The sequence below is a fragment of the Enterobacter sp. E12 genome, assembly GCF_014596715.2.
Lineage (GTDB): Bacteria > Pseudomonadota > Gammaproteobacteria > Enterobacterales > Enterobacteriaceae > Enterobacter > Enterobacter bugandensis.
The window spans coordinates 949,025-962,764 of the sequence record NZ_CP115601.1; the positions used below are offsets into that span (position 1 = coordinate 949,025).

The 13,740-nt window shown below is 58.6% G+C and carries 14 protein-coding genes; 6 read left to right on the forward strand and 8 right to left on the reverse strand.

Features of this window, described 5'->3' with window-relative positions; all coding sequences use genetic code 11:
- Positions 1-65: 65 nt before the first annotated feature.
- From IB212_RS04490 to gspG, 8 genes are read right to left on the reverse strand one after another with little or no spacing between them, the layout of a single operon-like run.
- On the reverse strand, positions 66-578 hold the full coding sequence (locus IB212_RS04490; protein ID WP_045630687.1) for a hypothetical protein: 513 nt from the start codon (positions 576-578) through the stop codon (positions 66-68).
- Entirely contained in the window at positions 575-1,093 is a 519-nt protein-coding gene (locus tag IB212_RS04495; protein ID WP_060571896.1) for a hypothetical protein, read from the reverse strand. Before IB212_RS04495 ends, IB212_RS04490 begins: the two co-directional genes overlap by 4 nt.
- Positions 1,077-1,592: a hypothetical protein gene (locus IB212_RS04500; RefSeq protein WP_047363890.1), complete on the reverse strand. Its 516-nt coding sequence runs from the start codon at positions 1,590-1,592 to the stop codon at positions 1,077-1,079. The genes IB212_RS04495 and IB212_RS04500 overlap by 17 nt, the downstream gene beginning before the upstream one ends.
- Positions 1,570-2,286, reverse strand: a complete 717-nt coding sequence (locus IB212_RS04505) for a hypothetical protein (RefSeq protein WP_045630684.1) — start codon at positions 2,284-2,286, stop codon at positions 1,570-1,572. Before IB212_RS04505 ends, IB212_RS04500 begins: the two co-directional genes overlap by 23 nt.
- On the reverse strand, positions 2,270-3,889 hold the full coding sequence (locus tag IB212_RS04510; RefSeq protein ID WP_188245846.1) for a GspE/PulE family protein: 1,620 nt from the start codon (positions 3,887-3,889) through the stop codon (positions 2,270-2,272). The genes IB212_RS04505 and IB212_RS04510 overlap by 17 nt, the downstream gene beginning before the upstream one ends.
- A complete protein-coding gene (locus IB212_RS04515; protein ID WP_045630683.1) occupies positions 3,889-5,058 on the reverse strand; it encodes a type II secretion system F family protein in 1,170 nt (389 codons plus the stop codon). Before IB212_RS04515 ends, IB212_RS04510 begins: the two co-directional genes overlap by 1 nt.
- On the reverse strand, positions 5,055-5,519 hold the full coding sequence (locus IB212_RS04520) for a lytic transglycosylase domain-containing protein (protein WP_188245847.1): 465 nt from the start codon (positions 5,517-5,519) through the stop codon (positions 5,055-5,057). Before IB212_RS04520 ends, IB212_RS04515 begins: the two co-directional genes overlap by 4 nt.
- A 2-nt stretch (positions 5,520-5,521) precedes the next feature.
- Positions 5,522-5,941 carry a type II secretion system major pseudopilin GspG gene (gene gspG / locus IB212_RS04525; RefSeq protein ID WP_045630682.1) on the reverse strand — a complete coding sequence of 140 codons (420 nt, stop codon included), beginning with the start codon at positions 5,939-5,941 and terminating at the stop codon, positions 5,522-5,524.
- A 316-nt stretch (positions 5,942-6,257) separates the two neighbouring features.
- Between gspG and IB212_RS04530 the strand changes: the two genes are divergently transcribed.
- The 6 genes from IB212_RS04530 (at position 6,258) to IB212_RS04555 (ending at position 13,738) form a co-directional block, all read left to right on the forward strand.
- Positions 6,258-8,087 carry a glycosyl hydrolase family 18 protein gene (locus IB212_RS04530; protein WP_188245848.1) on the forward strand — a complete coding sequence of 610 codons (1,830 nt, stop codon included), beginning with the start codon at positions 6,258-6,260 and terminating at the stop codon, positions 8,085-8,087.
- 365 nt (positions 8,088-8,452) lie between these two features.
- Positions 8,453-9,172, forward strand: coding sequence for a FadR/GntR family transcriptional regulator (locus IB212_RS04535; protein ID WP_041911147.1), 720 nt, complete (start codon positions 8,453-8,455; stop codon positions 9,170-9,172).
- Complete coding sequence (locus tag IB212_RS04540) at positions 9,169-10,182, forward strand: ABC transporter ATP-binding protein (protein WP_188245849.1); 1,014 nt, start codon at positions 9,169-9,171, stop codon at positions 10,180-10,182. Before IB212_RS04535 ends, IB212_RS04540 begins: the two co-directional genes overlap by 4 nt.
- Positions 10,179-11,261, forward strand: a complete 1,083-nt coding sequence (locus IB212_RS04545; protein WP_049137444.1) for an ABC transporter ATP-binding protein — start codon at positions 10,179-10,181, stop codon at positions 11,259-11,261. The genes IB212_RS04540 and IB212_RS04545 overlap by 4 nt, the downstream gene beginning before the upstream one ends.
- Positions 11,262-11,263: 2 nt before the next feature.
- Positions 11,264-12,778, forward strand: a complete 1,515-nt coding sequence (locus IB212_RS04550; RefSeq protein WP_028012067.1) for an ABC transporter substrate-binding protein — start codon at positions 11,264-11,266, stop codon at positions 12,776-12,778.
- Between the two features lie 18 nt (positions 12,779-12,796).
- Entirely contained in the window at positions 12,797-13,738 is a 942-nt protein-coding gene (locus IB212_RS04555; protein WP_028012068.1) for an ABC transporter permease, read from the forward strand.
- Positions 13,739-13,740 lie beyond the last annotated feature (2 nt).

Sequence of the window (13,740 nt, forward strand, 5' to 3'; positions counted from 1 at the left end):
TTGTGCACAGCCGCTCAGTAGCGCGCATGACAACAAAAAAGTGAGAGCAATTGTTTTTTTCATGATTAATGTGTCGGTTCCGATTGCAGCTCATCCAGTTCCAGCCGCTGCTGGCTATGGGTGGGCTGCCATTCAAACAGGAGGTGGTCGTTCGCCACCGCTTTTAAAATCCAGTTGTTGACCGGCGAACTGCCGATCCAGATCCTGCCGTCCGCCCTGCAGCGCTCGCAGACCGGCCAGGTCTCTTTGCCATCCGTCAGCACAACGATCCTTTGACGGTTTTCCCACCAGGCACCGAGGAGCTGAAGCGGTAGCGGCGGTGCGGTTGGTGTCGCCTCTTCAGGCCGATCGTTTTCCGGCGGCTGTTCTGCTGCGTCTTGCGCCCTGCTATGTGGCGTTGAAAAGAGATCGATGCGCGTTGCGTGAGCCGTCTCCGGCTTTGCTGGCGCGGGGCGCGGGCGTGAGACCGGCTGCGCCTCGAGCGGCGCTTGCGATATCTCGTCATCGGCAAACTGGCTCCAGAAAACAGCACCGGCGGTCAGCACCAGCGCCAGCTGTAAATAGCGCGGCAGTTTCATGGCGACTCCTTCAACAGGCGAAGCTGCACGGTGGCGCTGAGCTGGCTTTCCGATGGCCCGGCGCGCCGCAGGCTTAGCTGCTCAATGCGTAACGGCAAAGTGCGGCTTAGCGTTTCCAGGGCGTCCATCAGTGGCAGATATTCACCGCGCAGCGGAATATCCAGCCGTAGCGCGGTTTTGCCGTCGTCGTTTTCCAGCTGATAGCGGCTGGCGTCGACCTTCATCCCTCGGCTCCTTAACTGCTCAAAAATGAGCCTGACCTGCTGATATTCTCCGAGGCTGATGCGGCTTTGCAGTTCCGGCTGCTGTTTATCCAGCGGCAGCGCGGTTTGTAGCTGCGCCTGGATCCGGGCAAGGTTCTCCTGCAAATGGATGGTGTGCGGCCGCACGCCGCCAAGCCATAACAGCAGCAGTCCTGCGGGCAGCCCGGCGAGCACGAGCGGAACCGTTCCGATGCGCCCGGCAAATAATGCCGCCTGCCAGCGCAGCACGGCAGGTTTATTCTGAAGCCGCATGGTGCGCCTCCGTCGTCACCTTGACGTCGAGTACCGCGTTAATCGGCCAGGCAGGATCGCCCTGCGCCGACTGGCGATGGTTCTCAAGCACCACATGCGCCGGCAACTGCTGTAGCCGCTCGCTAAAGGCGAGCAGGGCGTCAAGATTGCCTGCATTCACCGTAAGCCGCGCATCGCCTTTACTGGCAATGACGTCAATGCTCAGGAGCGCAATATCAGGCGTCAGTACGCTGCCGATGTTGTCCAGCAGCTTGATGGCAGGCGGGACGGCCTGCAGTTGCTGAGCCTGGCGCAACCGGCGCTGCTCCGCTTCACGCAACTGGCGCAGCACCTGCTGCCGTTGGGCGAGCTGCTGCTGTACCTGCGACGTCTCCAGCTCAAGGCGCTGGTGCTCAAACAGGCCATACATCACGGCACCGGTGAGCGGTAAGCAGAGGAGTCCGGTTAACAGCAGCGTGCGTGCGGCCCACGGGGAACTACGCGTAAACAGCGGCGTCATGAGGACTCTCCTGTAGCGCGACTTCCTGGTGATGCTCACCGTCGGTATGAATGACGTAGCCAGGACAGTCCTGCATTCCGCTTAGCCGGGCGATAACCCGCAGCTGGGCGTCCATCTCCTGCTGTGGCAGGGTGAGTGTCCAGACGTCGCGCCAGCTGTGGTGCTGACGGCTGGCAATCCGGCTATGGTGGGGGCTCATCGCCACAAACAGGCCGTTTTCCGGCAGTGCGGCGGCGAAGTGGCTAAACAGCTTTTGAAACGGCGTGACAACACCGCGAAAACGCAGCCGCTCCCGACGCGCCAGCGCGACAAGCAGGTGCCAGCAAGGTTGTTTCAGGCACGCGGCCAGCGCTGACTGCTGCCAGTTAAGGGTCTCGAAGCGCACCTGCCAGTCGACGGGCGGACTCGCGCGAAGAACCGCCTGCTGTCGGGCGAGCTGGAGCAGTTCCTGCGGTGTGGTCACGCCGTCATGCCAGGGCTGAATTAAAAACGTCAGATCGTCGGTATCGAGGTGGAACTCCACCGCGTCACGCCACGGTAAGACGGAAGGGCGCAGGCGCAGCAGCGTTTCGAGCGCGGCTTCAAGAGGCTCATCTGGCCGGCGTTCATGGGTGGCGAGAACCACGTTGTTGCGGCGCAACCGCACGGCATGAGGCCAGATATCGCACTGCCAGGTGTTAGTGAGTGATAACACGGTTCACCTCCTCCCAGGTGGTTTTGCCTTCGACCACGGCGCGCAGCGCGATGGTCGAGAGCGGAACAAAACCGTCATTCAGCGCCACTTCCTTTAGCTTGCGCCGGGGCGATCGCGCCAGCATTGCCTCTTTCATCGCATCGCTGAAATGCAGCACTTCCGCCAGCGCCAGCCTGCCGCGAAAACCGCTGTCGCGGCAGGTATCGCAGCCTCGCCCTCGACGCCAGCGGGGCGTGAGCTGCTGCAGCGGTCCGGATTGCCACGCCGCGAGAAGGTCATTTGTGGGCGTGGTGTCATCAATACAGTCCGGGCAAATCTGGCGCACCAGCCGTTGCGCCACGACGCCGTTAAGGGCGGTGATCAGGCTGGCGGGCTCTACCTGCATATATAAAAAACGTTCCAGTACGCTAAAGACGTCATTGGCGTGAACCGAGGAGAGCACCACGTGGCCGGTGAGCGCCGCCTGCACGGCAATGCCGGCGGTTTCACCGTCGCGGATCTCACCCACCAGGATGATGTCCGGGTCGTGACGCAAAATGGCGCGCAAGCCGCGGGCGAAGGTGAGCCCTTTTTTATCGTTGACTGGAATTTGCAGCACGCTGTTGAGCTGGTACTCCACGGGATCTTCAATGGTGATAATTTTGCATTCACCGCTGTTGAGTTCGCTGAGTGCTGAATAGAGAGTGGTGGATTTCCCGCTCCCCGTTGGCCCGGTGACGAGCACCATACCGTGGGGCAGATGGGTTAACTGGCGAATCGCGCCCAGCGTGTGCTCATCAAAGCCGAGCGTCTCCAGGCGCAGGTTTTGATCGTGAGATTTATCCAGCACGCGCAGTACGGCGTCCTCGCCATAGACGCCCGGCATGATGGACACGCGAAAATCGACGGGACGCTGGAGAATCAACGCCTTAAAGCGCCCGTCCTGAGGCGTGCGTCGTTCGGAAATGTCCATGCAGCTTAATACTTTGAGACGGGAGATCACCTGTTCCGCCTGCTGAAGTCCGGCGCAGTGGCGAATGCTGTGCAGAACGCCATCGATGCGGTACTTCACCATCAACCCATCCGCGACGGCACAAAGATGAATATCGCTGGCGCGGCTCTGCAGGGCATCAAACAGCGTGGCGTTAACCAGCTTAATGACGGCGTGGGGTTCACTGGCGATGGCTGCTGGGGTGATCTCCAGCCACCGGGCCTCTTTATTCTCTTCACTCTGCTGCTGCTCCAGCTGGTCGAGCGTGCGCTGCTGTTTTGCCAGTTCATCAAGGCGGGCATTAAGCTGAGAGAGCGGGGCGAGCGCGGGGAGCGCATTCACGTTATAGGCCCACTGGCGCAGCGCCAGTGAAAACGGATCGCCCAGCGCAACGTGGAGCTGACCGTTCACGCGCAGCGGCAATGCCCGCTGGCTGAGCGATTCGGTCAACGGTACGGCTTCGAAATCCTCTTCGCTGTCGGCGAGCTGTGTGGGTGAGAGCGGCGTGAGCCCCAGGGAACCGGCGGCTTCTTCTAACGCGCCGGGGAAACTGTCCAGCAGTTCCGCCAGCGCCTGACAGCGCTGCTCGTCTGGCAGGTCGAAAAGGGGTTCTACAGACGGTGAGTGAGACATTATTGCAATCCTCCTGCCAGTTCAAAAATGGGCATGTACAGTAAAAACACGACGAGCCCAACGATGCCGCCAACGACCATCATCAGAATCGGTTCAAAAATTTTGCTAAAGGTTTCAATCGCGCGTTCCAGCGATTCGTCATAAAAAGCGGCGATCCGCTCGCACATGGCAGGCAGTTCGCCGCTGCGTTCGCCGACCTGCAGCAGGCGGCTGGCGACAGGGGTCGTCATCCGTTGCGCTTCCAGCATGCGGGAGAGCGACTCGCCGGCGGCGACGTCGCGGATAACCTGTTCAACCTGCTGACGATGCGTGGCGGGCAGGATCTCCCGGCTCAGCATTAACGCATCTGGCGCGGGAAGGCCGCCCTGTAACAGCAGGCCCAGCGTGCGGTAAAAACGCACCAGCACAGAAAGCTGATGCTGCTGGCGTAAGGCGGGAATGCGCAGCAACAAACCGAGCGCGCGCTGGCGCAGGCGCGGGCTACGTACCGCCATCACGATGCCTGCGACCGCTGCCGCGCAACCGGCCAGCAGCAGCGAGCCATGGGTTTGCGTCAGGCGTCCCCACCAGAGGATAAGCTGTGCGCTGGCGGACGGGTTCTTCATCCCGTCAAACACCACTGAAAAACGCGGAATAATAAAGCCGAGCAGAAAGAACAGAATTATCCCGCCGGCGGCAATGACAATCGTCGGATAGAGCAGGGTTGATTTAATCCGCTTGCGCAGAATTTCCATTCTTGATTCGTAAAACTGAAAACGCTTTAGCGCCTCGGGTAAGTGTCCGGTTTGCTCAGAAGAGGCAACGGTGTTAATCAGCAGAGGCGGAAACAGTGCTGGTAGCGCCATCATCGCCTGGGAGAGTTGCGCTCCTTCGTAGAGCTTTTTAACCAGCGTATCCAGAACCAGCGAGGTGCCACCGTCGCGGCTGCTTTCGCGCAGCGCTTCGACGGCCTCGACCACGACCAGCCCGGCTTCCAGCAGAGCGATAAGCTCCTGCAAGAACAGATTCAGTGGAAAGCGTTTCTCCTTGCGGGCGGGGCGTTCCTGTACCTGCAAAACGATGCCGCCGCCGGCAATAATGCGGGCGCTGGCATCATCAGGCGACGCGGCAAGTACGGTCTGATTGACGCGTTTCCCCCCCTGGAGGATGGTGACGGTATATGGTTTCATTTTGTCGACAGTATATGGCTCTGCCTTTTAAGGCGGGCATAATGCGGAGCCACTTTTTTTATGTATTGTTGACGAAGCGCGCGGCGCTGGGGGGTATTTGCCGTTCCGGCGTTATACGCCCCCACCGCGTCCCAGGTATAACCAAAGCGCTGGATTTGACCTGCCAGGATCCAGGCGCCGGTCATGACACTTTGGCAAGGGTCGGTAAGCAGATCTTTTTGACTAATACGAAATTTACGCAGCGCATCGAAGTGAATGCTATTGATCTGCATCAGACCGACATCCATTGAGCCATCACGATTTTTGTTGATGGCCCGGGTATTACCGTTGGATTCCACTATCGCTATCGCCTGTAATAGCTCTGGCTCAATGCCGTAACGTTCTCCCGCCAGCTGCCAGCAATCGGCCCGGCAGGAAAATACGCTGAAGATAAACAGCGAATATATGGACAGGCGCAGCATAGTCAGAACCCGTAAGTGACAGGCTTACCGTCTTTACCGCCGGAGGTTATTTCGACTTCATTAATGGCGTCTTTTGTCCGGGCGGGGTTATGCCACTGGTACGGATTGCCCCAGGGGTCTAACGGCACATGCTGGCTAAGATAAGGGCCATTCCAGTTTTGCGCGTTGGAAGGCTTTTCAGTCAGCGCTTTCAGACCTTGTGTTTCAGTTGGATAACTGCCGGTGTCGAGGCGATATTGCCCGAGTGCCTCAGCAAGCGAGCGCATCTGGCGCATGGCGGTTTTCTCCTTAGCCGAGTCGACATTTGAGAAGACTTTTGGCCCGACAAATCCTGCCAGCAGCGCAATAATCATCAGCACGACCAGCAGTTCAAGCAGGGTGAAACCACCCTGTTTTCGCATCACGTTTGTTGCATATTTCATTGAGAGAGTTCCTGGTTGGATAATAGTTGTGATTAATTCCTGAATTTTCCCTGATAAAAGAGCGGGAACACAGGTATGCCATCTTTTTTAATTGGTGAAGATGGGAAAATTAAATAAAGAAGCGTCTTACAGGATGCGAGAATTCTCCCGCGCTGTCGTTGAAGTATTTATTATAAATGCGAGAGATATTTCTTATTTAATGCGGAGGGTTTCCTGATTCACCACTCTATTATCCCCAACGATCTCGGCGCTAAAAAAAAAGACAATTTGCGAGGTAATCCACAGGACTATCATCACAAAGCAATAAGGAACTTTGATGAAAAAACTTACATTATCTCTGTTAATTGGTAGCGCACTAATGGCGCAGTCGGCTTTCGCGGCGCAGGCACCGCGAGCGGTCACCTATCTGACCTCCTGGGGCGTTCCGGTCGAGTCCGTTGAGGATATGAAAGAGGTGAAAGCGGATACGTTCCTGCTTTCATTTGGTGGCTGGGATGCAAGCGGTAAGCTGTCCAGTTCCGATAATATTGTTGCAGTACCACAATATGATCCCTGGTACATTAATGCGCCAGCCTATGTCGTGTGGAGTCAGCTGAAGCTGGCGCACCCGGAGAAAAAAATGATGCTGGCGCTCGGCGGCGAGACGTATTCCGCGATGTGGTCTTATCTGAATAACGCGCAAACGCGAGAAACGCTGGCGCAGAATCTGGTGAATCTGCTGAATACCAACTTCCCGGTATATAAAAAGAACCTGAAACCGGAAGAGATGGTTGGCGAATGCCTGAGCGCCGACTGGCAAGGCAAATGTAATATGGCGAACTACCAGAAGGCGGGTACCGTTCAGCTTGACGGCATCGATTTTGACTTTGAAAAGCCCGATCGCGTCACGCCAGAGGAAAACGAAAACCTGCTGGATCTGGCTGAACGGGTTCGTAGCAAGCTCAATGCGTCCGGCAGCAAAAAGCTGCTGAGCCTGACCACCTATCACGTTGGTGCTGACCCGGAGAACTGCCGCAACAGCGCGGTAACCGAGAATTGTTCCTTCGTTGAGGCGGCTCGCTCTTCACACCATGGCGAAGTTCTGCCGCTGCTGACGCAGGGGAAAAACGTTTTCGATTTCTTCAACGTCATGGCCTATGACGCCGGCCCACGCTTTAAGTATGACGTGGCGATGGCTAACTACGCCCGGGCAGTGGGTGATAAGAGCAAAATCGTTCTCGGTCAGACCATCAACTCCCAGTGGGGGCCAGAAGGTCGCTTTGTTGAAAACCGACAGAACAACGTAAACCGTGCGGGCTGGCAGGCGGAAAACGGCTATGGTGGGTTCTTTATCTGGACGTTGGGTTCAAACGATCAGCAGCTGTCCATCTCGCAGCAGGTTGACTATTTCAATGAAATGAAAGAGCGCGCGGACCTGATGTCGCCTGAACGCCCGCAGGACACCGTCGCGCCAACTGCGCCAGCAGGACTGAAGGTGCTGAACAATGGCTTGACTATCACCCTTGCCTGGCAGCCCTCCACCGATGACCGTGGCGTAGTGGGATATGACATCTACCGTAATGACATCAAAATCGGGTCTTCAACGGACACCCAGTGGACCGATAATGCGGTTGAGACCGGCGGTGTGGTGTACCACTACAGCGTGAAAGCACGTGATGCAGCGAACAATATCTCTGAAAGCAGCAACGTGGTTAAGGTAGAAACCGTACAGGTCGAAGAGGGACGTCCTGACGCGCCAGGCGGCCTGGCCCTGGTTTCTTCGACGGAAAACAGCCTGACGGTGAAATGGAATGCGGTAGACAACGCGGTGAAATACCACGTACTACGCGATGGGGCGGAGTTACTCACCGTAAGCGGAACGCAGATCTTCGACAGCGGCCTGCGCGCGGGAACAACCTACAGCTACCAGGTGATCGCCGAAAATGCCAAAGGTCATCAGTCTCTCGCCAGTACACCGCTTAAAGCCACGACGAAAGAGGGGTCTGTGACGCCTGAGCCGGAAAGCGAGTGGAAAGTCGGTACGCGCTATAAGACTGGAGAAATTGTCACGTATAACGGCACACAGTATCGCTGCGTGCAAGGGCATACGTCTCAGTCCGACTGGGCGCCGACTGCGGCTGCGACGCTTTGGCAGCCTGTTCCTTAATCTTTCGCGGCCCTCGCAAGGGGGCCATTTTCAGGCGTAAGCGCGCCTTATTTATTACTTTTTGTTAACTTATTGTTATCATTTATAGTGCAAAAAATTAACAATGGCACTATTGTAGTGCAATATTTGCACTGTTTTTGTGCGTTTCATGTTCTTTTCCGGCCTTTATCGTCTCAGGATGCTGCTTGCATCTGTAACAATACGTTGCTGTAACCCCTTCATTTACTACCGCTTTTTTAAATCTCTTTTGAACCATTAGAAAATTGGTTCGTTTATTGCTTAATCATTAGCACGGTAAGTAGCACGCCATATCAATAACTTATCGTTCATAAAAAGAAAATAACGATGATAGTGAGCGAACCAATATGGAAAAACCGTCACGGTTTCTGGCCAATTCCAGCACCGCGCTTGAGCAACTGCGCGGGCTAATCAACCAGCATGAGTCAACACCAGGCACTCCGCTGCCCACGGAACGTGAGCTATCGGAAACACTCGGCGTAGGACGACGCGAAGTGCGTCGCGCGCTGGACGTGCTGGAAGAAGAAGGGCGGATCTGGCGTAAACAGGGCAAAGGCACCTTTATTGGTCCGGCTGCCCCTGTTGAACCGCTGGCCCTTCAGGGATTGGTTCAGCAGACCAATCTGCTGGAAGTGATGGAAGCTCGTATACAGATCGAACCCGGCTTAGCCCGGCTTGCGGCACTGCGTGCCACCAGGGAAAACCTCGCGCTCATGCAGCGCATGCTGGAACGCATCGACAAGGTCAGCCCGGATGACCGCGATCTCAATGAACTCTGGGATAGCGCCTTTCACCGCGCCATTGCCGAGGCGGCGGACAATCGCCTGATGCTCGGCCTGTTTGACGCCATTGACGCCGTGCGGCGCGAACCCGGCTGGCAGCATCTGCGTGAATTAGCCCGCACGCCCGAACGTGTCGACAGCTACAACGACCACCATCACAAGATCATGTCCGCGATTATCCATCGCCAGCCTAATGAAGCAGCGGCCGCCATGCGCGAACACCTGCTCAGCCTGCAAAACGCCCTGATTCAGGCGATCCACCTTGAGGACGATTTCACGCTATGACGACGATCCCGTTTAAGGACTCCACGCCTGTACTCCGGCTGAATAATCTCAACGTTAAGTTTTCCGGCTCGCCGGTCAGCGTCCTGGACGGCATTTCCCTGACGGTCAAAGCGGGCGAAACGCTGGCGCTGGTGGGGGAGTCCGGCTGCGGGAAAAGTATCACCTCACTGGCGCTGATGGGTTTACTGCCCGCCAGCGCGCAGATTGTCAGCGGCGAGATGCAGTTTCGCCGCCACGACCTGCGCAAGCTCTCCCAGCGGGAGTATGCCGACCTGCGCGGCAGCGAGCTGGCGATGATTTTCCAGGAACCGATGACCTCGCTTAATCCGGCCTTCACGTTAGGCGATCAGCTCAGTGAAGCGGTCATGCGTCACCAGAACGTTACGCGCCCGGAGGCGATGAAGGTCGCGCTGCAGATCCTTGAAAAGGTGCAGATCCCGGCGGCAGAGATGCGCCTCAAGGCGTATCCGCACCAGCTTTCCGGCGGCATGCGCCAGCGCGTGATGATTGCCATGGCCCTGATCAACCACCCTAAACTGCTGATTGCCGACGAACCCACCACCGCGCTTGATGTCACCATCCAGGCGCAAATCCTCGCCTTGCTCAACAACTTAAAAGAAGAAACCGGCACGGCGGTGCTGATGATCACCCACGATTTAGGCGTGGTGGCTGAAGTGGCCCAGCAGGTGGCGGTAATGTACGCCGGGCAGGTGGTGGAGCAGGGGAGCGTTGAGGCAATATTCGCTGACCCGCAGCACCCGTACACCATCGGCCTGATGGGCTCGATCCCTTCGCTGGGCGCACGCAAAGGCCAGCTCTCCACCATTCCCGGAACGGTCCCGCTGCCGGAATCCATGCCGCAAGGCTGCCGTTTCGCGACGCGCTGCCCGTTTGCGCAGTCGCGCTGTCATGATGAAAAACCGCAGCTCACCACGCTCGGCGCGGGCCATCAGGTCGCCTGCTTCCGCGTGCCGCTCGAACACCACATTGCCCTGGGAGAGACCGCATGACCACGCCCATTCTTGAAGCCCGGGACCTCAGCAAGCTTTTCCCCGGTCCGAAAAAACTCTTTTCCCCGGCCCGGTTTGTCACGGCGGTCGATCGCGTTTCGCTTGCCGTGATGCCGGGCGAAACGCTGGCGATTGTCGGCGAGTCCGGCTCCGGGAAATCCACCCTTGGCCGTCTGCTGCTGCGTCTGCTGGCCGCCAGCGAAGGACGCGTGTTTTATCAGGGGGAGGAGATTACCCACGCCACAGGCGCACGTCTGAACCAGCTCCGGCGCGAACTGCAGATTATTTTTCAGGATCCTTTTGCCTCGCTGAATCCGCGCATGACGGTGGAGCAGATCGTCGGTGAGCCGCTGTGGCTGCACCAGAACATGAAGAAAGCGGACCGTCAGTACCGCGTCGCGGAGCTGCTCAAGACCGTTGGCCTGCCTGCCGCCTGGGCTGGGCGCTATCCGCACGAGTTTTCCGGCGGGCAGCGCCAGCGTATCGGCATTGCGCGCGCGCTGGCTTCCGGACCAAAGCTGCTGCTGGGCGACGAGCCGGTTTCCGCGCTGGATGTGTCGGTGCAGGCGCAGGTGGTTAATCTGCTGGAGAGCCTGAAGCACCAGTTGGGGCTGACGATGGTGATCGTCGCCCACGGTCTGGCGGTGATCCGCCACATGAGCGACCGCGTGGCGGTGATGTATCTTGGGCAGATCGTTGAGCTTGCCACCGTCGACGAGATCTTTGACGCACCGCTGCACCCTTACACCCAGGCGCTGATCGCCTCGGCGCCGCAGATGCAGCCGGGCGTTGAGCGCGACGCGCCGCTGCTGCAGGGGGATCTGCCGAACCCGGCTAACCCGCCGTCGGGCTGTCGCTTCCACACCCGCTGCCCGTACGTCACCGACGAATGCCGCCAGGTCGAGCCGATTAATCAGGTGCTCGACGGCGGGCGTCAGGTTGCCTGCCACCGCTGGCAGGAAATTAACCGCGATCGCAGCGTTATCCAGATCGCACCGCCATCCGCAGCCTTTCTGCGCCGCCGCGCGCTGTTTGAACACGCGGCCACTCACTCCTCCCTTCCTTCAAGGAACTCATGATAATGACAATGCGTAATTCTCTTTTGACCGTACTGGGAAGTGTTATGTTGCTTGGCGCGGCGCTGCCCGCCCATTCTGAAAGCGTGCTGCGAATCGGCCTGGGAGCAGACCCGGACATGCTCGACCCGCACCTGGCGCGCACCTACTATGGCCGCTTCGTGTTTGCCTCCCTGTGCGACAGGTTGGTGGACGTCGACGAGCATCTGAAGGTCGTGCCAGGTCTCGCGAAATCGTGGGCCTGGAGCGCCGACGGCAAAACGCTGACCATGGATCTGCGCGAAGGCGTGACCTTCCATGACGGAGAGAAATTCGATGCCGCCGCCGCGAAATACAACCTCGACCGCGCCCTGACCCTCAAAGGCTCCCTGCGGAAAAGCGAGATCTCCTCCGTGGAATCGGTAGAGGTCACCGGCCCGATGCAGATAGCGCTGCACCTTAAAACGCCGGACGCCGCGCTGCTGATGCAGCTTACCGACCGCGCGGGCGCGATGATGGCGCCCGAGGCCGCGAAAAAGCCTGACTTTGCCGCCCATCCTGTCTGTTCCGGCCCGTACAAGTTCGACAGCCGCGTGTCGCAGGACCGCATCGTTCTGACCCGCTTCGACAACTACTGGAACAAAGGCGCCTACCACTTCGACAAAATTATCTATCTGCCGATCCCGGATGCCTCCGTGCGCCTCGCGAACCTGCGCGCGGGCGATCTGGATCTGACCGAAGGCATCGCCGCCAGCGACGTCAAAACCGTCGAAGCCGACAGCAAGCTGGCGCTGGCGAAGGTCACCGGCCTGGGCTATCAGGGGATCACCTTCAATATTAACAACGGCAAGGTCCCGGCGAACGATCCGTTCAAAGATGCCCGCGTGCGCGAGGCGTTTTCTCAGGCCATCGACCGCGATGCGTTAAACCAGGTGGTCTTCGAAGGGCTGTATACGCCAGCCAACCAGGCGTTTTCGACGGTGAGCCCGTATCACGTGAATCTGCCGGTTCCGCCGCGCGACGTTGATAAAGCCAAAGCACTGCTCAAAGCGGCAGGCGTCACCGCGCCGCTGACCGTCAACCTGCTGGTGCCGAACAACCCAACCTCGCAGCAGGTGGGTCAGGTATTGCAGGCGATGGTCGCCGAGGCCGGCTTCACGCTGAACCTGCAGATGACCGAATTTGCCACGCTGCTGGATCGCCAGCAGAGCGGTGATTATCAGCTGAGCTTCTCCGGCTGGTCGGGTCGCCCGGATCCGGACGGCAGCATCTACGGCTTTATCCACAGCAATGGCACGCTTAACGATGGCCGTTACAGCAACGCGCAGGTCGATGAGTGGCTGACGCAGGCGCGCCAGAGCACCGACCAGGCCGCCCGCCAGCCGCTGTATGACAAGGTGGTGAAGCAGCTGCAAACCGATATGCCGATTGCCTACCTCTACTTCGAGCCGCGCATTTTTGGCCTGAACAAGCGCGTGCAGGGCTTTAAGCCTTACCCGGACGGCATCGTGCGTCTGGCGGGTTTGACGCTGGCGAAATAAACGTCCTGAGGAGAACCCATGCTGGAACTGATTTGCAAACGTCTGCTGCTGGCCGTCCCGACGCTGTTGCTGGTGAGCATGATGGTGTTCGGGCTGCAAAAGCTGCTGCCCGGCGACCCGCTGATTGCGATGGCCGGTGAGGAACGCGATCCGGCGGTGATCGCCCAGCTGCGCGCGGAGCTGAACCTGGATGCACCGATCCCGGTTCAGTATTTCCACTGGCTGACGCGGGCGCTGCAGGGCGATCTGGGCGTCTCCTTGCGCACGCACGAGCCGGTGACCGAGCTTATCGCCAGCAAGCTGCCGGTTACGCTGGAGCTGTCGCTGCTGGCGATGATTATTGCGCTGGTGTTTGGCATCAGCATGGGGATCCTTGCGGCGGTGAACAAAAACAGCTGGGTCGATCACGGGGCGAACTTCGTGGCGATCTCAGGGATCTCTATTCCCCACTTCTGGCTGGGGATCCTGCTGATTCTGGTCTTCTCGGTGAACCTGCAGTGGCTGCCCGCGTCCGGCTACGTGCCGTTCAGTGAAGATCCGCTTCAGAACCTGCGCACGCTGCTGCTGCCCGCGTCCGTGCTTGGAACCGGGCTGGCGGCGACGCTGATGCGCCATACCCGCGCGTCGATGATTGCGGTGCTGAAAGCGGATTATATCCGCACAGCGCGGGCGAAAGGGCTGCTGCCGAAGGCGGTCATTCTAAAGCACGCGTTTCGCAACGCGCTGGTACCGGTGATCACCCTCACCACGCTGCTGTTCGGCGAGCTGCTGGGCGGCGCGGTGCTGACCGAGCAGGTGTTCACCATTCCGGGCTTTGGCAAGATGATCGTCGACTCGGTGTTCAACCGTGACTACGCGGTGGTGCAGGGCGTGGTGCTGATCGTGGCGATCGGCTTCCTGCTGCTCAACCTGCTGGCCGACGTGCTTTACGTCCTTATCAACCCGAAAATGCGAGGTTAACG